The following is an 18762-nucleotide window of genomic DNA, read 5'->3' as shown; positions in this document are numbered from 1 at the left end:
CTTGAGTCGTGTCTCCTGGTCTGGTGGATTCTGGTCGGGCAGGCTCCTTGGCTAGGGTTGTGGAAAGGGAGGGAAGGTTCAGACGTGGTCGAGCAGCTTCAGCCGCTGCACCTTGCCGGACGGGCCGCGCGGCAGCTCGGCGATAAAGCGGAACTCCTTCGGCGTCTTGTAGCGGCCCAGCTCGCGCAGGCAATGCGCGCGCAGCGCTGCGTCGTCGCAGTGCGCGGCCTCGCGCATGACCACGTAGGCGACGATCTCCTGCCCGTAGGCCGGGTCCGGCACGCCGACCGCCGCGGCTTCGAGCACGGCCGGATGGCGCAGCAGCGCCTCGTCGATCTCGCGCGGGGCGATGTTCTCGCCGCCCTTGATGATCAGTTCCTTGGCGCGCCCGGTGATGTAGAAATAGCCATCGGCGTCGCGGTAGCCGAGGTCGCCCGTGCGCAGCCAGCCGTCGTGCGTAAAGGCCTCGCGCGTGATGTCCGGCGCCTTGTAGTAGCCCGCCATCACGCTCTCGCCCTGCAGCACGATCTCGCCGACCCGTCCGTCAGGCACCGGCTTGCCGTCGCGACCGAGCACGCGTGCGCGCGTGCCAGAAGGCTGGCCGATGCTGCCGATGCGCCGCCGGCCCGGGTCGAGCGGATTGCTGAACGCCGGTGCGGCAGTCTCGGTCATGCCCATGGTCTCGATCACGCCGATGCCGAAGCGCGCCTCGAAGGCGCGGTGATGCTCGGGCGGCAGCGCCGCCGAGGCCGAGCGGCAGAAGCGCACGCCGGCCGGGGCCTGGCCGTGCGGATCGTTCAGCAGGTAGGCGATGATGGTCGGCACCACGTTCAGCCAGGTGCAGCCGTGGCGCGCGCTGTCCTGCCAGAACGCGCCGGCGGAAAATCGCATCGGCATCACCACCGAGCCGCTATGCACCAGCGGCGCGATCGCGGTCACGACCAGGCCATTGATGTGGTACAGCGGCAGCGTCGCCAGCACCCGGTCGGCCGGCCCGAGGCAGTGCTCGCGGCTGACGTTGGCGCCATTGGCCATCAGGTTGCGCTGCGTCAGCAGCACGCCTTTGGGCGTGCCGGTGGTGCCGGACGTGTACATGAGCAGCGCGGGCGCGTCCGGCTGGGGTGGGGGCAGTGGCGACGCAGCGTCATGCGTGGCGGGCAGTGCCGGCAGGCTGTTGGCGTCGGGCGCGGTGACGATCACCGGCACGTCCAGCCCGGTCTCGCGCAGGGCCTCGCGGATGGCGGCTTCTCCGTCGGGCCAGGTGAAGACCAGCCGGGTATCCGAATGCGCAAGGATGTAGCGCAGCTGCGCTGGCTGGCACAGCAGGTTGATCGGGTTGACGACCAGCCCGCTAGCCATGGTGCCGAGCAGGAGCCGCGCGGTCTGCTCGCCGTTGGGCAGGTACACCGACACCGTCTGCCCGCTGCCCAGGCCGGCTGCCGCATAGCGGCGGCCGAGCATGCCGGCGTCGGCCGCCAGCGCGCCGAACGTGAGCGCATGGCCACTGTCCGGGGACAACAGGTAGGGCTTGTCGGGCCACTGCGCGGCACGCACGGCCATCAGCGCGGCAAGCGTGTCGAACACTTCGGGTTCCGTGCGCGCGTTCATTTGCCGACCCTCGCGAAGTAATCGCCCAGAAGGTCCGATTCATCGGGCACGTGCTCGGCGATGGGCACGGCGATGCGGGTGATGTTCAGGAATTGGCGCCAGCCGAGGTTGTCCGAGAAGTTGTTGCCGCCCCAGGTGCCGCAGCCCATCGACAGCGAGAACGGCAGGCCGTTGTCGAAATTCCCGCCGGTGGCGAAGCAATGCGCCTGGTTCACGATCACGCGCGCCACCGGCAGTTCCTGCCCGAGCTGCAGCGCATGACGCGGGTTGGACGAATGCAGGCTGACCGAATGCCCGGCGCCCATATAGGCGTACAGGCTCGCCACGCGCTCGACCGCCGCCGCGAAGTCGGCGGCGCGGTAGAGCGTCAGCACGGGCGAGAGCTTTTCGCCGGAGAAGGGGTAGTCGCTGCCGACGCCGGCTTCTTCCACCAGCAGCATCGCGGGCTGCAGCGCGCGCACGCGTTCCAGCCCGGCGAGTTCGGCAATGCGGGCCGCGCTCTGTCCCGTGAAGGTGCCGGCGAGCTTGCCGTCGCGCCACATCAGCGCCTGCAGCCGCGCTTTCTCCGAAGCCGTGAGCAGCACGCCGTCGACCGCCGCCAGGGCGTCGAGCATGGGCGTGTAGACGGCGTCGAGCACGACCAGGCTGTTCTCCGACGAGCAACTGGTGGCGTTGTCGAAGGTCTTGGAGCGCACCACCTTGGCGGCCGCGTCATCCAGCGCGGCGCTGGCGTCGATGATCGATGCCACATTGCCGGCGCCCACGCCGAAAGCCGGCGTGCCGCAGGTGTAGGCCATGCGCACGTTGGCCTGCGAGCCGGTCGCGACCACCAGGTCAGCCTGCCGCATGAGCTCTGCCGTCGCGGCCTTCGAGACCGGCGCGGGCAGCATCTGGACCAGGTCGGCGGGCAGGCCGGCGCGGGCAAACTCGGCGTGGATGAACGACAGCAGCAGCGCGCAGGTGTCCTGCCCCTTCGGCGACGGCGCCACGATCACGCTGTTGCCGCACTTGAGCGCGTTGATGATCTTGTTGGCCGGCGTGGCCGCGGGATTGGTCGACGGGGTGATGGCCGCCACCACGCCCACGGGCCGCGCGATCTCGGTAATGCCGGCTGCCGCATCCTGTGCGATCACGCCTACCGTCTTGCGGCCATGCAGGTCGCGCAGCAGGCCCAGCGTCTTGCGGTGGTTCTTGCGGATCTTGTCGTCGACATTGCCCAGGCCGGTGTCGGCGACGGCACGCTCGGCCAGCTGGCGGTTGCGCGCGGGCTCCATGATGGCCCACGCCGCAGCGGCGACTGCCGTGTCGACGGTGGCCTGGTCGGCACGCGCGAACTCGCGCTGCGCCTGCCTGGCCCGGGCCACGACCGCAGCGACGGCTTCGGCCGCGGCTTGCGCTGGCTGCGCGGGCAGGGATGCCGTCGGTAAGGGCAAATCGGAATTGTTGGACTGCCGGCGATGCAGTATTTGCACACTCATGGATTCGACTCCGCGGTTTGGACAGTTAGGGCCACCGCGCTTTGTCGTGCACTTCGCGGCACCATCGGCGGCCCTGGATCGAATCTAGTGAAGCGGGGCAGACAGGCCGTCCCAATTTGTGCGCTTTCGCGAGCGCGCAGCCGGGGTGCGATCCAGAATTCAGTTTTCGGGACGGCCATGCGTCCCGGAATCCTTTAAATTTGATCCATGAGCAATCACTCGAATGCCGCCGCGGTGCGCGCCTTCCGCATTCTCGAGATCCTGTCCGCGGCCGACGGACCCCTGTCGCTGGCGGCCATCGTGCAGGCGATCGAGTTGCCGAAGCAGACCGTCCACCGCATCCTCAAGCAGCTGGAAAGCACGTGGCTGGTGTCGCGCACGGCTGGCAACCGCCACTACGAGTGCTCATCGCGCGTGCGGCAGCTGGCCGTCAATGTGCTGATGCAGGCAGGTCCGGCGGCGGCGCGCCATGCGATCCTGCAGCAACTGGTCGACAAGATTGGTGAGACCTGCAACCTGACCATGCTGTCCGGTGACGACGTGGTCTACCTGGACCGCGTGGAAACGCAATGGCCGCTGCGCATGCACCTGCAGCCGGGCTCGCGGGTGCCGCTGCACTGCACCGCCAGCGGCAAGCTGCTGCTGGCGTTCCTGCCGAGCGCGCAGCGCCAGCGCCTGGTTGCCAGCCTGCCGCTGCGCGCGCACTCGGCGCACACCATCACCAATGCCGAGGCCTTGCACGCGGAACTGGCCGAGACGCGGCAGCGGCGCCTAGGGGTCAACAATCAGGAAAACCTGGAAGGCATGATCGCGGTCGCGGTGCCGGTGATGCGCAACCGGACCCGCGCCTGCGCGGCGATTGCCGTGCAGGTGCCAATGGCGCGCATGACGATGGACCAGCTGATGGGATTCGTGCCGGACCTGCGCCTGGCAGCGGACGAGATGGTGAAGACGTTCTGCGAATAGCCCGTGACGCGAGAGGCAAGCGCGGGCCTTGATCGATTGAGGCAAAAAAACCGGCACGCTGCCGGTTTTTTTGCCTGTTCAGGCGCCCGGCGCTGCCGGCGCGGCCGGGTCCACCCCCGGCGGCGTCACGTTGAAGCAGCCCCGGTACGTCGCATAGAACGAGCAGTACAGGATCGCCAGCATCAGCAGCGAATACGGCGTGACCAGGAACGACAGCACCGTCTCCGCGCCGAAGGCGCTGAACACCGCCTCCAGGAAGAACGGGATCGCCACCAGCAGCATCGCGAACAGCACCGCGTAGGTGAAGAACGCGCCGCGGTTGCGCCAGCACGCGGTCCAGCTGAAGAACAGCGCCTTGACCGGCGACACGCCGTGCCAGGCCGCCAGCAGCGGCGCGAACCAGAACATCATCGCGATCGGCGTGTACAGCAGCGCGCCGATCAGCATGGCGTAGTAGAGCTGGCGCACCGCTTCGGCGGTCGGCGCTTCTTCCTTCAGCACGATCGGCACCAGCGCGCTCATGTCGACCACCGAGCCGGCGATCAGCCCCAGCACGAACACCAGCCCGGCGTAGATGCCGCCCAGTACCAGCAGGTTGCGCGTGGCTTCCTTGCCGTTGGCGCGGAAACCCGCCAGCAGCACGGTGGGCATCACCCGCTTGTTCTGGATCACGTCGCGGCATGCGGTCATCACGCCGACCGACAGGCCGGGGGTGACCACCAGCAGCGCGATGATGCCGATCAGCGGCACCACGATGGCCAGCTGCGCGGCGATCAGGTAGACGAACAGCAGCATCAGGAAGGTCAGCGGGTTCTTGCGGAACAGCCAGATGCCCTGGCGGAACCAGGTGTAACCTTCCTTGGCAGGGACTTCCAGTAGTTGCATACGGATCAGATCCAGGGGAGCGGGGCGCTTGCAGGGTCCGCGCCGATGCGACGGCGCAGGATGCGTTCGAAATGGGTTGGGTCGTGCGGTTGCAGCATGTCGGCCTCGCGCGGCAGGTAGAAGTCCCACAGTCGCGACACCCAGAAGCGCAGCGCACCCGCGCGCAGCATGTCCTGCCAGTGCGCGGCCTCGGTGGCGGTCAGCGGCCTCACGGCATGATAAGCCCGCAGCAGGGCCTGCGTGCGCGCGGGGTCGAGTTCGCCGCTGGCCAGGTCGATGCACCAGTCGTTGACGGTGACCGCCACATCGAACAGCCACTTGTCGTTGCCGGCGAAGTAGAAGTCGAAAAAGCCGCCCAGGCGGTGGCGTCCGCTGCCGTCTTCCTCGAACAGCGCGTTGTCGCGGAACAGGTCGCAGTGGCACGGGCCTGCGCCCAGGCCGGCGTAGTCCGCGCTGGCGAAGAAGGCAGCCTGGTGGGCGATCTCCTGCTGCAGCAGCCCGCGCTGGCCGGCATCCAGGAAGGGCAGGATCTCAGGCTCGGTCTGTTGCCACCAGGGCAGGCTGCGCAGGTTGGGCTGCTGGCGCGCATAGTCCTGGCCGGCCAGGTGCATGCGTGCCAGCATGTCGCCCACTTCAGCGCAGTGCTGCGCGTCGGGCGCCAGCTGCGACGCCCCGGGCAGGCGCGTGACGATGGTGGCAGGCTTGCCCTTGAGCGGGCGCAGGATCTCGCCGTCGCGCGCCGGGATCGGCGCGGGCACGCGGATGCCGCGCTCGGCCAGGTGCGCCATCAGGTGCAGGTAGTAGGGCAGCTGCGCGAACGTGAGCCGCTCGAAAATGGTCAGCACGTACTGGCGCGTCTGGCCATCGTGCTCCATGGTGAGGAAGAAATTGCTGTTCTCGATGCCCGAGGCGATGCCGCGCAGCTCGCGCACTTCGCCAAGGTTGAAATCCAGCAGCCAGTGGGCGATCTCGTCCTGCGAGACCGTGGTGAATACGGCCATACTCGTTGTGTGAAGCGAATCGGAAAGCGGCGGGCACCAGTTTCGGACAAAGTCCGGGCCGCCGCCGCGGCATGACACTGCCGGAGGGCCGGCGCGGCCTGGGGCTTACGCCAGGCCGTGGGCAAGCGAGGTCAGAACTTCAGGTTGACCGAAGGCACGCGGTTGACATCGTGCTCGCGGATCTTGGGCGAGCTGTCTTCCGGCTTGCTCATCTCGTACTTGGTGCCGAAACCCGATTTGACCTGGATATCGGTGGCCCGTCCCTTGTCGCGGTACTCGCGCACCTGGGTGCCATCGCGTTCATTGAGCTGGAAGCTCGGCTGGCGCGGCTGGTTCAGTTGCGACTTGGCCGCCGGGGCGATCGGCTGGTTGTTGATCTGGTTCAGTTCCTGCTGCGTCAGCGCATTGCTTTCCTGCGCGACGGCCCAGCCGGAAGCCAGCGCCAGCGCGGCCGCCGCCACGGCGGCGAGGCTGGACACGGACCGCCTGGCAGGCGATTCAGGCTCGCCGGCCACGGCGGAAGACCGCGTGGGCCGGACCGAGCGGGCGGTGGAGGGGGAGGTCATCAGGTGCTCCTGTGCGGGGCTGCGGCGCAGCTTGCGCGCAGCGCCGCGGCATGCGGCGGTTGGACTGCAACCCGGCGGCGCCGGGCTTGGCAGACGGACAGGTTCCATTCTAGCAATTCCTGCCGTGCGCAGGCCGCCGCCGTGCCCCGGGGGGCACCTGCGCAACGGGCGCCGGGTGCCGGGTACGTGGCTTGGCGCCGCGCGCCTGGCGTCCCATGCCTTACAGGTAGAACATCTCTTCCTTGGGCGGGATCGGCTTGTCGCCGCCGCGCTGCTCGTAGTAGTCGTAGACCGCTTCCAGCACTTCGTGCGGCTCGTCGACGATCTTCATCAGGTCCAGGTCGTGCTCGGCGATCAGGCCCATCGGCAGCAGCGTGAAGCGGAACCAGTCCAGCAGGCCCTTCCAGAAGCGGCTGCCGAACATGACCACCGGCACCGAGCGCGACTTGCCGGTCTGCACCAGCGTCAGCACCTCGGCCAGTTCGTCGAGCGTGCCGAAGCCGCCCGGCATCACGATGAAGGCGTCCGAATTCTTGACGAAGGTGACCTTGCGCGTGAAGAAGTGGCGAAAGCGCATGGCAATGTCCTGGTACGGATTGCCCTGCTGCTCGTGCGGCAGTTCGATGTTCAGGCCGACGCTGGCGGACTTGCCGGCGTGCGCGCCCTTGTTGGCCGCTTCCATGATGCCCGGGCCGCCGCCCGAGATCACGGCAAAGCCGGCGTCCGAAAACAGCCGGGCGATCTCGATGGTGCGCTGGTAGTACGGCGAATCCTCGCGCAGGCGCGCGCTGCCGTAGATCGACACGGCCGGGCGGATCTCGGAGAGGTACTCGGTGGCCTCGATGAACTCTGCCATAATCGTGAACATTTGCCACGAGGCGCGCGCCTTCTTTGCGGTAGCGCGGTCTTCGTCGGCCAGCGCACGCAGGCTGGGGATCATCTTGCGCGGATTGGCGCGCGCGGCCGCAGCAGCGGCCTTTTCAGCAGCAACTTCGGGCGGATGGCCCGCGGCAGCAGCATCGGCCGCCGCGGCGATGGCCGCGGCGTGCTCGGAAGCAGCCTCCGGCGGGGGTTGCACGGTATCGCCGGAAATGTCGGAAACATCCGGGTCAGCAAGGGGGGCGGTCGAGGCACCGCCTGCAGCGGCACCAGTCAATTTTGAGTCCATGGGAATGTCGGATAGTCCAAAAACACTCTTGCTCGTCGACGGATCGAGCTATCTGTATCGCGCTTATCACGCTCTGCCGGACCTGAGGAATGGGGAGGGTCTGCCCACAGGGGCAATCTACGGCATGATCAACATGCTGCGCAAGTTGCGCAACGACTACCCGGCAGAGTATAGCGCCTGCGTGTTCGACGCAAAGGGCAAGACCTTCCGCGACGACATGTATCCGGCCTACAAGGAACATCGCCCGTCGATGCCGGAAGACCTGGCGCGCCAGATCGAGCCGATCCATGAGGCCGTGCGCGCCATGGGCTGGCCGATCGTGGTGGTGGACGGCGTGGAGGCCGACGACGTGATCGGCACGCTGTCGCGCCAGGCCACGGAGCAGGGCGTGCGCACGGTGGTGTCCACCGGCGACAAGGACCTGGCGCAGCTGGTCAACGACCAGGTCACGCTGGTCAACACCATGAGCGGCGAGGTGCTCGATCCCCCTGGCGTGGTGGCCAAGTTCGGCGTGCCGCCCGAGCGCATCATCGACTACCTGTCGCTGATCGGTGATGCGGTGGACAACGTGCCGGGCGTGCCCAAGGTGGGCCCCAAGACCGCGGTCAAATGGCTCGCCGAGCATGGCTCGCTCGACGGCGTGATGGCCGCCGCTCCCGGCATCAAGGGCGTGGTGGGCGAGAACCTGCGCAATACGCTGGACTGGCTGCCGATGGCGCGCCAGCTGGTCACGGTCAAGACCGACTGCGACCTCTCCGCCGCGGTGGCGGACTTCCACGCGCTGCGCGAAATCGGCGAGGACAAGGACAAGCTGGTGGCGTTTTTCTCGCGCTACGGCTTCAAGACCTGGCTGCGCGAAGCGACCGGTGAAAGCCTGCCCGATGCCCGCGCCCAGGCCCGCGCCCGCGCGGCCGCCGCCCCCGCGCAAGGCGGCCTGTTCGATGCGCCGGCCACGGCCGGTGAAGCCGAGGCACCGGCAGCGGATGAGGCCGCGCCGACCGAGATCCGCTACCAGACGGTCAGCACCGAAGCCCAGCTGGAAGACTGGATGCGGCGCATCGAGGCCGCGCCGCTGGTGGCGATCGACACCGAGACCACCTCGCTGGACCCGATGCAGGCGCAGCTGGTCGGCATCTCGCTGTCGGTCGTGGCGGGCGAGGCCTGCTATATCCCGGTGGCGCACCGTGGCCCGGAGGTGGCCGGGCTGCCCGACCACGGTCAGCTGTCGCGCGAGTTCGTGCTGGAGCGCATGCGCGCATGGCTGGAAGATGCCAGCCGCCCGAAGCTGGGCCAGAACCTCAAGTACGACGTCCATGTCTTTGCCAACCATGGCGTGAAGCTGCGCGGCGTGGCGCATGACACCATGCTGCAGAGCTACGTGCTGGCCTCGCACCGCAACCATGGCATGGACAGCCTGGCCGAGCGCCTGCTGAGCCTGAAGACCATCACCTATGAAGAGGTGTGCGGCAAGGGCGCCAGCCAGATCGGCTTCGACCAGATCGACCTGGCGCGCGCCACCGAATACGCCGCCGAAGACGCTGACGTGACGCTGCGCCTGCACCGCAAGATGTTCCCGCAGGTGGAAGCCGCGGCGGGCCTGCGCCGCGTGTATGAAGAGATCGAGATGCCGGTCTCGGTGGTGCTGCAGAAGGTCGAGCGCAACGGCGTGCTGATCGATGCCAAACGCCTGGCCGCGCAGAGCGCCGAGCTGGGCCAGCGCATGCTGGCGCTGGAGCAGTCCGCGTACGAAGCTGCGGGCCAGCCGTTCAACCTGGGCTCGCCCAAGCAGATCGGCGAGATCCTGTTCAGCCAGATGAAGCTGCCGGTGGTGAAGAAGACCGCCAGCGGCGCGCCCTCGACCGACGAAGAGGTCTTGCAGAAGCTGGCCGAGGACTACCCGCTGCCCAAGCTGCTGCTGGACTACCGCGGCCTGGCCAAGCTCAAGTCCACCTATACCGACAAGCTGCCGAAGATGGTCAACCCGCAGACCGGCCGTGTGCACACCAGCTACGGCCAGGCCACCGCGGTGACCGGCCGGCTGGCGTCGACCGAGCCCAACCTGCAGAACATCCCGGTGCGCACCGAGGAAGGCCGCCGCATCCGCGAAGCCTTTATCGCCGAGCCGGGCAGCGTGATCGTCTCGGCCGACTATTCCCAGATCGAACTGCGCATCATGGCCCATATCTCGGGCGACGAGAACCTGCTGCGCGCGTTTGCCAACGGCGAGGACATCCACCGCGCCACCGCCGGCGAGATCTTCGGCGTGGAGCGCGAGGCCGTCAGCAGCGAGCAGCGCCGCTACGCCAAGGTGATCAACTTCGGCCTGATCTACGGCATGAGCGCGTTCGGCCTGGCCGGCAACCTGGGCATCGAGCGCGAGGCCGCCAAGCACTATATCGACCGTTATTTCATGCGCTATCCCGGCGTGGCCCACTACATGGAAGAGACCCGGCAGACCGCGCGCGAGCAAGGCTATGTCGAGACCGTGTTCGGGCGCCGGCTGTGGCTGCCCGACATCAACGGCGGCAGCGGCCCGCGCCGCCAGGCCGCCGAGCGCGCCGCCATCAACGCGCCGATGCAAGGCACCGCTGCCGACCTGATCAAGCTGTCGATGATCGCGGTGCAGGACTGGCTGGAGCGCGACGGGCTGCAGACGCGACAGATCATGCAGGTGCACGATGAACTGGTGCTGGAGGTGCCGGAGCACGAACTGGAGCTGGTCAAGGTGCGGCTGCCGGAGCTGATGTGCTCGGTGGCGCAGCTGCGCGTGCCGCTGGTGGCCGAAGTGGGCAGCGGCGCCAACTGGGAAGAAGCGCACTGATGAGGCGGCCTGTCAGCCAGCCTGCGCCGCCCATGCGTTGTGGTATCGAATGAAGCGACTGCTGAGTCAGGCTTACCGGCTTGCCAGGTATGCTGCAATGCAGCAGACTGTGGTAAACGCCTCAGGCAAGAATTCGCAAAAACGCATCAGGTAGACCATGACAGAAACAAGGACGCCCCGCATTGTTGTCGTCGGTGGGGGAGCAGGGGGGCTGGAACTGGTAACGAAGCTGGGCGACAAGCTCGGCCGCAAGGGGCAGGCGCAGGTGGTGCTGGTGGACCGCCTGCCCACCCACATCTGGAAGCCGCTGCTGCATGAAGTGGCAGCCGGCAGCATGGACCCCAACACGCACCAGCTGGAATACGCGGCGCAGGCGCGCTGGCATCACTTCGAGTTCCAGCTGGGCGAGCTGACCGGCATCGACCGCACCCGCAAGACCATCTCGGTGTCGGCCAGCTTCGACGAGGACGGCGCCGAACTGCTGCCGGCGCGCGAGCTGCCCTATGACACGCTGGTGCTGGCGATCGGCTGCGTCACGCATTTCTTCGGCGTGCCCGGCGCGGCCGAGAATGCCATCGCACTGGACGTCGTGGCGCAGGCCGAGCGCTTCCGCAAGCGGCTGATCGCGGCCTGCGTGCGGGCCCAGAACGGGCGCGGGCGCGTGGGCGAGGACGGCCGGCCGCGCGTGGACGTGGCCATCATCGGCGCGGGCGCCACCGGCGTGGAGCTGTCGGCCGAGCTGCGCAACACCGCGCACGTGCTCAGCGCCTACGGCCTGCACCAGCTTGACCCGCGCCGCGATGTGCATATCCACGTGATCGAGGCCGGCCCGCGCATCCTGCCGGCGCTGTCCGAGCGGGTCTCGGTCGAGACCGCCAAGCTGCTGAAGAAGCTCGACGTCAATGTCCTGACCAGCGAGCGCGTGACCGAGGTCACGCCGCAGGCGGTGCTGACCGCCAGCGGCAAGCATATCGATGCCGACCTGACGGTGTGGGCGGCGGGCATCACCGCGCCGCCGGTGCTGGCCACGCTGGGACTGCCGGTCAGCCGCCAGGGCCAGATCGTGGTCGGCCCGACGCTGCAGAGCGAGGGCGACCCGGACATCTTCGCCTTCGGCGACTGCGCCAGCTGCCCGTGGCCCGAGAAGCAGACCGCGGTGCCGCCGCGCGCACAGGCCGCGCACCAGCAGGCCACCTTCCTCTACAACGCGCTGCGTGCCCGGCTGGACGGGCGCCCGCTGCCATCGTTCGCATTCCAGGACCTCGGCTCGCTGGTGTCGCTGGGGCATTTCAGCGCGGTGGGCAGCCTGATGGGCGGGCTGATCGGCGGCTCGATGTTCATCGAAGGGCTGATGGCGCGCGTCATGTACACGTCGCTCTACCGGATGCATGTGATGGCGCTGCACGGCGCCGTGGGCATGGCACTGGATACCATCTCGCACTGGCTGCGCCGCAAGACCAGCCCGCGCGTCAAGCTGCACTGACGCGCGCCCGGGCGGGGCTTTCCGCGCTGCACCATGCCGCGCGGGCGGCTGGCGTGCGGGGGTGGCTGCAAAGCCGCCCCATGTTTTCTCCATGTCTGCTTAAAATCTGGCGCTGGCGCCGCATCCCGGCCCAGCCACCAACGATCCTGGAGACACGCATGCTCAAACCGGAAGTGGATAGCCTCGTCCCCGGCCAGACGTTCGACCGCCGCGGGTTTGTCAAGACGGCGCTGGGTTCCGCCTTTGCGGCGGCCGCGCTGCCGGTGATGGCCCAGCAGGCCATCAAGACCGACTTTGCCGGCCTGAGCGCCGGCGAGGTCACCATCCCCTCAGGCGGCTTCAGCATGCCGGCCTACCGCGCCCAGCCCGAAGGCAAGAAGAACCTGCCGGTGGTGCTGGTGGTCAGCGAGATCTTCGGCGTGCACGAGCATATCGCCGACGTGTGCCGGCGCTTTGCCAAGCTGGGCTACCTGGCGATCGGGCCGGAACTGTTCGCGCGCCAGGGCGATCCGCAGAGCTTCGGCACCATCCAGGAGTTGCAGCGCGAGGTGATCGCCAAGGTGCCTGATGCGCAGGTGATGGGCGACCTGGACGCCGCGGTGGCCTGGGCCGGTGCCAACGGCGGCGATGTGTCGCGCCTCGCCATCACCGGCTTCTGCTGGGGCGGGCGCATGACCTGGCTCTATGCCGCGCACAGCAAGCGCCTGAAGGCCGGCGTGGCCTGGTATGGCCAGCTGGCGCCCGAGCCGACCCCGCTCAAGCCGAAGAATCCCATTGACCTGGTCGGCCAGCTCCATGCCCCGGTACTCGGCCTGTATGGCGGCAAGGACACCGGCATCCCGCTGGAGCAAGTGGAGCGGATGAAGTCCGCGCTGGCGGCGTCGTCCGACCCGGACGCCAAGGCCTCGCGCTTTATCGTCTACCCCGAATCCGGCCATGCCTTCCATGCCGACTACCGGCCCAGCTACCGTGAAGCCGACGCCAGGGATGGCTGGCAGAAGTGCCTGGACTGGTTCAGGCAGCACGGCGTGGCCTGAACCGGCCGTCCGGGCGCCGCGAGGCGCCTCTCGCCCGACAGCAGGATTGCAAAGTCCCGGCGGATACGTACAATGCGGCCTTTGAGTTATTGCAACATTGTTGCGTTAGCCGCCCGGCGCGATGCGGGCGGAACGGCGGGGCCGCCCGGTACCGCCACCCCGGGAGCCCATCATCCATTCGACGCTTTTGTATATCCTGCTCGCCGCCACGATCTCGGGGGTGGGCAGCATCTTCGGGGCGGCGCTGCTGTCGCTGACCGTGGCGTCCCGCGTGGTCGAGCGCATGGTGAGCTTTTCGGTGGGCGTGCTGCTGGCCACCGCGCTGCTGCATTCGCTGCCCGAGGCATTCGAGTCCGGCGCCGACCCGCGCGCGCTGTTCGGCACGCTGCTGGCGGGGCTGCTGGGTTTCTTCCTGCTGGAAAAGATCTCGCTGCTGCGCCACTCGCACCACCACGAGGGCGACGGGCACCACCACCATCACGGCCATGACCGCGAGGAAGCGGGCCGCAGCGGCCTGACCATCCTGGTCGGCGACACCTTCCACAATTTTGCCGACGGCATCGTGATCGCGGCGGCCTTCCTGGCCGATCCGCATATCGGCGTGGTCACCGCGCTGGCGATCGCGGCGCACGAGATCCCGCAGGAAGTGGGCGACTTCATCGTGCTGCTCAACGCCGGTTTCTCCAAGGCGCGTGCCTTCGCCTTCAACCTGCTGTCGAGCCTGGCGGCCATCGCCGGCGGTGTGGTCGGGTATTTCCTGCTCGACCAGCTGAGCGGCTGGATCCCGTACGTGCTGGTGATTGCCGCCAGCAGCTTCCTCTATATCGCGGTCAGCGACCTGATGCCCCAGATGCAGCGCAAGCCGCGCTGGCGCGAGTCGGCGATCCAGGTGGTGCTGGTGGCTGCGGGCATCTCGGCGATCGTCTTCATCACCAACGGCGTGCACGAGAGTCACAGCCACGGCGGGCACGGCCATATCGCGCCCGCCGCGCCCATTGCCTCGTCACGCTGATCTCAGGCGGCCCCGGTAGCGACCGGGCGCGCCGGGTCGGCGCACCATTCGCTCCATGATCCCGGATACAGCGCCGCGCCGCCCAGGCCGGCCGCTTCCAGCGCCAGCAGGTTGTGGCAGGCCGTGACGCCCGAGCCGCACTGCATCACTGCCTGCGCCGGCGCGCGCGCGCCCAGCACTGCGCCGAATTCCGCGCGCAGGGTCTCGGCTGGCTTGAAGCGGCCGTCCGTCCCCAGGTTGTCTTTGAAGAAGCGATTGACTGCGCCGGGGATATGGCCGCCAACCGGGTCCAGCGTCTCGTTCTCGCCGCGGAAGCGGTCGGGGGCGCGCGCATCCACCACCAGCAGCGTGGCGCGTTCGAGGTTGTCCACCAGCGCGGCGGCGTCGACGGTCGGCACCAGCGACTTGCGGCGTTGGAACTTGCCGGGGAACTCCGGCTCTTGCGCGGCATCGTGTTCCAGCGGCAGGCCGGCCTTGACCCAGGCGTCCTTGCCGCCGTCGAGCACGGCCACGGCATCGTGGCCGAGCCAGCGCAGCAGCCACCACAGCCGCGCGGCGAACATGCCGCCCTGCGCATCGTAGGCCACTACCGGGGTGTCGTTGTCCACGCCCAGCGCCTGCAGGCGCGCCGCCAGGTCGTCGGCGTCGGGCAGGGGGTGGCGGCCGTTGCTGCCGGTCTTGGGGCCGGACAGCTCGTTGTCCAGGTGCAGGTAGAAGGCGTCGGGCAGGTGGCCGGTACGATAGGCCTCGCGGCCGGCCGCCGGGTCGGCCAGATCGAAGCTGCAGTCGATCACGACGCAGCCGTCGGGCGTGGCCAGCAGCGATTGCAGTGCGGTGACGGAAATCAGCGGTTTCTGCATGGGAATCCTGTTGCGATCGATGGAAATGGGCTTAGGAGATGCTACACCTCGGGATGGACTTCCGCCTCCGGCGACTTGACCGGCGTGGCCGGCGTGGGCTTGGCATCGGTGCCCTGGCGCGCGCGCATCAGCGTGGTGGCGATGCCGCTGGCGATGATCAGCCCCATGCCCAGCCAAGACAGCCAGTTCAGGCGGTCAGACCAGATCAGCATGCCCCACACGCTGGAGAAGACGATGCCGGCGTATTGCAGGTTGGCGGTCAGCAGCGTGTTGCCGCGCTTGTAGGCGCGCGTCATCGCGGTCTGGCCCAGCGTGGCCAGGATGCCGATGGCCAGCAGCAGGCCGGCGCCGTACCAGGTGTGCGGGCTGGTGCCGCCCAGCAGCATCCACGCGAGTCCGGCGATCATCCCGACCAGCGAGAAATAGAACACGATGCGGCCCTCGGGCTCGCCCAGCTGGCCGAGCTGGCGCACCTCGACATAGGCCAGCGCCGTGAACATGCCCGAGATCAGTCCGACCAGGCCGCCGGTCAGCTGGTCCTTGCCGACTGAAGGCTGCAACAGGCAGATCACGCCGGCAAAGGACAGCAGGATCGCCAGCACCAGGCGCCGGTCGGCATTGCCGCCGGTGCCGGCCAGCGCCGCGCCGGCGCCCAGGATCAGCGCGATCCATACCGGCGACATGTAGTTCAGCGTCATCGCGGTGGCCAGCGGCAGCAGCGAGATCGAGGTGAACCACAGCATCAGCGCGGTCACGCCGAACACGCTGCGCTTGATGTGCGACAGCATGTAGGGCGTGCGCACCGGGACCCCGCGCGAGGACAGCAGCACCCACATGATGACCACGCTGATCAGACCGCGGTAGAAGACGATCTCGCCGGTGGTGTAGAGATCGGATGCCAGCTTGACGCCAACCCCCATCAACGAGAAGGCGAAGGCGGCGAACAGCATCCAGAGCGATTGCATGGCGAGGGCGTGGTGAAGCGAAGCGGGAAGGAGAGACATCCGGCGCGCGCGCGGGGCTTCGTGGCTGGCCTCGCGTCGCGAAAGCGGTCTGGCGCGGCGGTATGCGCGGCCGGCACCGGACAATGATTCTAGCAGTGCACTTCGTGTCCCAAAGCAAAACGGACCGCCGTGGCGGTCCGTTCCTGCGTGCGTTGTGCGGTTATCGCACTAGCCAGCGTAAGCCATGGCGCGGCGATACCACTCATGGAAATGCTGCATGCCGTCTTCCATCGGCGACTGGTACGGGCCGACCTCGCTGGTGCCGCGCTTGAGCAGCGCCAGCCGGCCGGCATCCATGCGCTCGGCGATCTCGTCGTCCTCGATGCAGGTTTCCATGTAGGCGGCGCGCTCGGCCTCGACGAACTCGCGCTCGAACAGCGCGATTTCCTCGGGGTAGTAGAACTCCACCACATTGCGCGTCTTGCGCGGGCCGACCGGGTGCAGCGTCGAGATCACCAGCACGTTCGGGTACCACTCCACCATGATGTTGGGGTAGTAGGTCAGCCAGATCGCGCCGTGCTTGGGCAGCACGCCGTCGTTGAAGCGCAGCACCGCGTCGTGCCACTTCTGGTACGTCGGGCTGCCGGGGCGCTTCAGGCCGGCATGCAGGCCCACGGTCTGCACGCTGTGCCACTCGCCGAACTCCCATTTGAGGTCGTCGCACGAGACGAAGCTGCCCAGCCCCGGGTGGAACGGCACGACGTGGTAGTCCTCCAGATAGACCTCGATAAAGGTCTTCCAGTTGTAGTCGCACTCGTGCACCTCGACGTGGTCCAGCATGTAGCCGTCGAAGTTCAGGTCCTGCGCCACGCCCAGCCTGGCCAGGTCGGCGCGCACGTCGCGCTTGCCGTCGAACAGCAGGCCGTTCCAGTTCTGCAGCGGCGAGCGCTTCAGGTGCAGGCAGGGTTGCTTGTCGAAATGCGGCGCGCCGAGCAGCTCGCCCTTCAGGTCGTAGGTCCAGCGGTGCAGGGGGCAGACGATGTTCTGCGCATTGCCGCGGCCGTTGAGCATGATGGCCTGGCGGTGGCGGCAGACGTTGGACATCAGTTCGATGCCCGCGGCGTTGCGTACCAGCATGCGGCCTTCGTCCTCGGCCCTGAGCGTGTGGTAGTCGCCGACTTCCGGAACCATCAGCTCGTGGCCGATATAGCCCGGGCCATTCCTGAACAGCAGTTCGAGTTCTTGTTGATGCAGCGCTTCGTCGAAATAGACGCCGACGGGCAGTTGCGTATCAGCCGGCGCCAGCTTGAGCGCGGTGCTGAGATTGGACATTATCCCCACTCCCAGATGAACAGGTGAAAGCAGTGAACAACCCAACCATCGAAAATTGAATCGATTTGGGAAAGACAGTCGCCAGGTCGGGAGAGACTCCCATGCACCCCTGGCGGCGAACGGGGGATTGTACCCGAGCCAAAAAGTTAAGGGCCTGATTTTTTTGCCTTTTTAGCGAAAAAGTCGACCCGGGTCGTCATCTGGGTGCCGTACCGGGCGCATTCGGAAAGACGACCCGAGCGCACAAGTCACATATGCCCCAAAGGCACTCATCGGAGGTTGCCCCGCGGATCCGCAAGGATGGGGCAAGGGCCGGCTTTGGCGTAAAATCCGGGCTTCCCCATCCGGGTTTCCTTATGATTCGACCGGATTCCATATTTCCAGGGCCAGACATGCCAAAAACGATGACCGCTCCGGTCCAGACCGACGACACCACCGCGGCCTCGGCGCCGCCCGCTTCCTACGAAGCGGCAATGGCCGAGCTCGAGACCCTGGTGGCCAGCATGGAGAGCGGCGAACTGCCGCTTGAGGCATCGCTGGCGGCCTACCGCCGGGGCGCCGAACTGGTGCGCTACTGCCAGCAAAAGCTGGAGCGCGTTGAGCAGCAGGTCAAGGTGCTGGAGGGCGACGTGCTCAAGCCGCTGGCCGGCGAAGGCAGCGGTGCAAACGGTGGCAATGGCGGCGCGTCGGGGGCGGACGACGAATGACCGACTTCGCCCAATGGATGCAGGCGCAGGGCGCCCGGACCGAAGCCGCGCTGCAGGCAGCGTTGCCCGATGGCAACACAGTGCCGCATACGCTGCACGAGGCCATGCGCTATGCTGCACTGAGCGGCGGCAAGCGCGTGCGGCCGCTGCTGGTGCATGCCGCCGGCGAGGTCAGCGGGGCGGCCCCGGCCGCCTGCGACGCGGCGGCCTGCGCGGTGGAGATGATCCACGCCTATTCGCTGGTGCACGACGACATGCCCTGCATGGATGACGACGACCTGCGCCGCGGCCGGCCCACCGTGCACAAGGCCTATGACGAGGCCACCGCCTTGCTGGTTGGCGACGCGCTGCAGACCCAGGCCTTTATCGTGCTGGCCGGTGCCGGGGCGATCGCGCCCGCGGCGCGGCTGCGGCTCGTGGCCGAACTGGCGCTGGCGTCGGGCTCGACCGGCATGGCCGGCGGCCAGGCTATCGACCTGCAGAACGTGGGCCGGGCCATGACGCGCGAGGCGCTTGAGGCCATGCACCGCATGAAAACCGGCGCGCTGTTGCGCGCCAGTGTGCGCATGGGTGCACTATGTGGTGAAATCGATGCCCAGGGACTGGCTGAGCTGGACCGCTATGCGGCGGCAGTGGGATTGGCGTTCCAGGTGGTTGACGATATTCTGGACGTCACTGCCGATACCGCCACGCTGGGCAAGACCGCCGGCAAGGACGCCGCCCATGACAAGCCGACCTATGTATCGCTGATGGGACTTGACCCGGCACGCGCACTGGCCGGGACGCTGCGCGCAGAGGCACACGAGGCGCTGGCCGGCTTTGGCGAGCGCGCGGACCGCCTGCGGGACCTGGCGGACCTGATCGTGCTGCGCACACATTAAACAGAGAGCCGGC

At 67.8% G+C, this 18762-nt stretch carries 16 protein-coding genes; 7 read left to right on the top strand and 9 right to left on the bottom strand.

Annotated features, from left to right (window positions below):
• Nucleotides 1–78: 78 nt before the first annotated feature.
• Nucleotides 79–1608, bottom strand: a complete 1530-nt coding sequence (locus tag CNE_RS12870; RefSeq protein WP_013957546.1) for an acyl--CoA ligase — start codon at nt 1606–1608, stop codon at nt 79–81.
• Complete coding sequence (gene sauS, locus CNE_RS12865) at nt 1605–3086, bottom strand: acylating sulfoacetaldehyde dehydrogenase (RefSeq protein WP_013957545.1); 1482 nt, start codon at nt 3084–3086, stop codon at nt 1605–1607. Before sauS ends, CNE_RS12870 begins: the two co-directional genes overlap by 4 nt.
• A 207-nt stretch (nt 3087–3293) precedes the next feature.
• Here sauS and CNE_RS12860 point away from each other — a divergent pair, with 207 nt between their 5' ends.
• Complete coding sequence (locus CNE_RS12860; protein WP_013957544.1) at nt 3294–4052, top strand: IclR family transcriptional regulator; 759 nt, start codon at nt 3294–3296, stop codon at nt 4050–4052.
• 78 nt (nt 4053–4130) lie between these two features.
• On the opposite strand, the gene CNE_RS12855 is transcribed toward CNE_RS12860, so the two are convergent.
• From CNE_RS12855 to CNE_RS12840, 4 genes are all read right to left on the bottom strand, one after another.
• Complete coding sequence (locus CNE_RS12855; protein ID WP_013957543.1) at nt 4131–4937, bottom strand: BPSS1780 family membrane protein; 807 nt, start codon at nt 4935–4937, stop codon at nt 4131–4133.
• 5 nt (nt 4938–4942) lie between these two features.
• Complete coding sequence (locus CNE_RS12850) at nt 4943–5938, bottom strand: homoserine kinase (RefSeq protein WP_013957542.1); 996 nt, start codon at nt 5936–5938, stop codon at nt 4943–4945.
• Nucleotides 5939–6069: 131 nt separating this feature from the next.
• Nucleotides 6070–6504: a membrane protein gene (locus CNE_RS12845; protein WP_013957541.1), complete on the bottom strand. Its 435-nt coding sequence runs from the start codon at nt 6502–6504 to the stop codon at nt 6070–6072.
• A gap of 220 nt (nt 6505–6724) precedes the next feature.
• Nucleotides 6725–7672, bottom strand: a complete 948-nt coding sequence (locus CNE_RS12840; protein WP_228772368.1) for an LOG family protein — start codon at nt 7670–7672, stop codon at nt 6725–6727.
• A gap of 4 nt (nt 7673–7676) precedes the next feature.
• Here CNE_RS12840 and polA point away from each other — a divergent pair, with 4 nt between their 5' ends.
• The 4 genes from polA (at nt 7677) to CNE_RS12820 (ending at nt 14025) form a co-directional block, all read left to right on the top strand.
• Nucleotides 7677–10493, top strand: coding sequence for a DNA polymerase I (gene polA / locus CNE_RS12835; protein ID WP_013957539.1), 2817 nt, complete (start codon nt 7677–7679; stop codon nt 10491–10493).
• Between the two features lie 157 nt (nt 10494–10650).
• Nucleotides 10651–11976: an NAD(P)/FAD-dependent oxidoreductase gene (locus CNE_RS12830; protein ID WP_013957538.1), complete on the top strand. Its 1326-nt coding sequence runs from the start codon at nt 10651–10653 to the stop codon at nt 11974–11976.
• A gap of 158 nt (nt 11977–12134) precedes the next feature.
• A complete protein-coding gene (locus CNE_RS12825; RefSeq protein ID WP_013957537.1) occupies nt 12135–13013 on the top strand; it encodes a dienelactone hydrolase family protein in 879 nt (292 codons plus the stop codon).
• Between the two features lie 121 nt (nt 13014–13134).
• Nucleotides 13135–14025: a ZIP family metal transporter gene (locus tag CNE_RS12820; protein ID WP_011615804.1), complete on the top strand. Its 891-nt coding sequence runs from the start codon at nt 13135–13137 to the stop codon at nt 14023–14025.
• A 2-nt stretch (nt 14026–14027) separates the two neighbouring features.
• Here the strand turns inward: CNE_RS12820 and CNE_RS12815 are convergent, their stop codons facing one another.
• The 3 genes from CNE_RS12815 to CNE_RS12805 form a co-directional block, all read right to left on the bottom strand.
• Complete coding sequence (locus CNE_RS12815; protein ID WP_013957536.1) at nt 14028–14885, bottom strand: sulfurtransferase; 858 nt, start codon at nt 14883–14885, stop codon at nt 14028–14030.
• A 41-nt stretch (nt 14886–14926) separates the two neighbouring features.
• A complete protein-coding gene (locus tag CNE_RS12810; protein WP_013957535.1) occupies nt 14927–15850 on the bottom strand; it encodes a DMT family transporter in 924 nt (307 codons plus the stop codon).
• 207 nt (nt 15851–16057) lie between these two features.
• Nucleotides 16058–17161 carry an aromatic ring-hydroxylating oxygenase subunit alpha gene (locus CNE_RS12805; protein WP_013957534.1) on the bottom strand — a complete coding sequence of 368 codons (1104 nt, stop codon included), beginning with the start codon at nt 17159–17161 and terminating at the stop codon, nt 16058–16060.
• A gap of 392 nt (nt 17162–17553) precedes the next feature.
• Here CNE_RS12805 and CNE_RS12800 point away from each other — a divergent pair, with 392 nt between their 5' ends.
• The gene (locus CNE_RS12800; RefSeq protein ID WP_013957533.1) at nt 17554–17868 is read left to right on the top strand and encodes an exodeoxyribonuclease VII small subunit; all 315 of its coding nucleotides are present in this window, start codon (nt 17554–17556) and stop codon (nt 17866–17868) included.
• Nucleotides 17865–18749: a polyprenyl synthetase family protein gene (locus tag CNE_RS12795; protein ID WP_013957532.1), complete on the top strand. Its 885-nt coding sequence runs from the start codon at nt 17865–17867 to the stop codon at nt 18747–18749. Before CNE_RS12800 ends, CNE_RS12795 begins: the two co-directional genes overlap by 4 nt.
• Nucleotides 18750–18762: the final 13 nt, after the last annotated feature.

The organism is Cupriavidus necator N-1 (genome assembly GCF_000219215.1).
GTDB lineage: Bacteria > Pseudomonadota > Gammaproteobacteria > Burkholderiales > Burkholderiaceae > Cupriavidus > Cupriavidus necator.
Note: the sequence above shows the minus strand (reverse complement) of the source record. Positions and strands in the feature narration are given on the sequence as shown.

Bases quoted from the DNA above. Each gene is read 5' to 3' on its own strand.
- CNE_RS12815 (WP_013957536.1), bottom strand. From the start codon at position 14,885: ATGCAGAAACCGCTGATTTCCGTCACCGCACTGCAATCGCTGCTGGCC.
- CNE_RS12825 (WP_013957537.1), top strand. From the start codon at position 12,135: ATGCTCAAACCGGAAGTGGATAGCCTCGTCCCCGGCCAGACGTTCGAC.
- CNE_RS12810 (WP_013957535.1), bottom strand. From the start codon at position 15,850: ATGCAATCGCTCTGGATGCTGTTCGCCGCCTTCGCCTTCTCGTTGATG.
- CNE_RS12840 (WP_228772368.1), bottom strand. From the start codon at position 7,672: ATGGACTCAAAATTGACTGGTGCCGCTGCAGGCGGTGCCTCGACCGCC.
- CNE_RS12800 (WP_013957533.1), top strand. From the start codon at position 17,554: ATGCCAAAAACGATGACCGCTCCGGTCCAGACCGACGACACCACCGCG.
- CNE_RS12805 (WP_013957534.1), bottom strand. From the start codon at position 17,161: ATGTCCAATCTCAGCACCGCGCTCAAGCTGGCGCCGGCTGATACGCAA.
- CNE_RS12850 (WP_013957542.1), bottom strand. From the start codon at position 5,938: ATGGCCGTATTCACCACGGTCTCGCAGGACGAGATCGCCCACTGGCTG.
- CNE_RS12855 (WP_013957543.1), bottom strand. From the start codon at position 4,937: ATGCAACTACTGGAAGTCCCTGCCAAGGAAGGTTACACCTGGTTCCGC.
- sauS (WP_013957545.1), bottom strand. From the start codon at position 3,086: ATGAGTGTGCAAATACTGCATCGCCGGCAGTCCAACAATTCCGATTTG.
- CNE_RS12860 (WP_013957544.1), top strand. From the start codon at position 3,294: ATGAGCAATCACTCGAATGCCGCCGCGGTGCGCGCCTTCCGCATTCTC.
- CNE_RS12870 (WP_013957546.1), bottom strand. From the start codon at position 1,608: ATGAACGCGCGCACGGAACCCGAAGTGTTCGACACGCTTGCCGCGCTG.
- polA (WP_013957539.1), top strand. From the start codon at position 7,677: ATGTCGGATAGTCCAAAAACACTCTTGCTCGTCGACGGATCGAGCTAT.
- CNE_RS12830 (WP_013957538.1), top strand. From the start codon at position 10,651: ATGACAGAAACAAGGACGCCCCGCATTGTTGTCGTCGGTGGGGGAGCA.
- CNE_RS12795 (WP_013957532.1), top strand. From the start codon at position 17,865: ATGACCGACTTCGCCCAATGGATGCAGGCGCAGGGCGCCCGGACCGAA.
- CNE_RS12820 (WP_011615804.1), top strand. From the start codon at position 13,135: ATGCGGGCGGAACGGCGGGGCCGCCCGGTACCGCCACCCCGGGAGCCC.
- CNE_RS12845 (WP_013957541.1), bottom strand. From the start codon at position 6,504: ATGACCTCCCCCTCCACCGCCCGCTCGGTCCGGCCCACGCGGTCTTCC.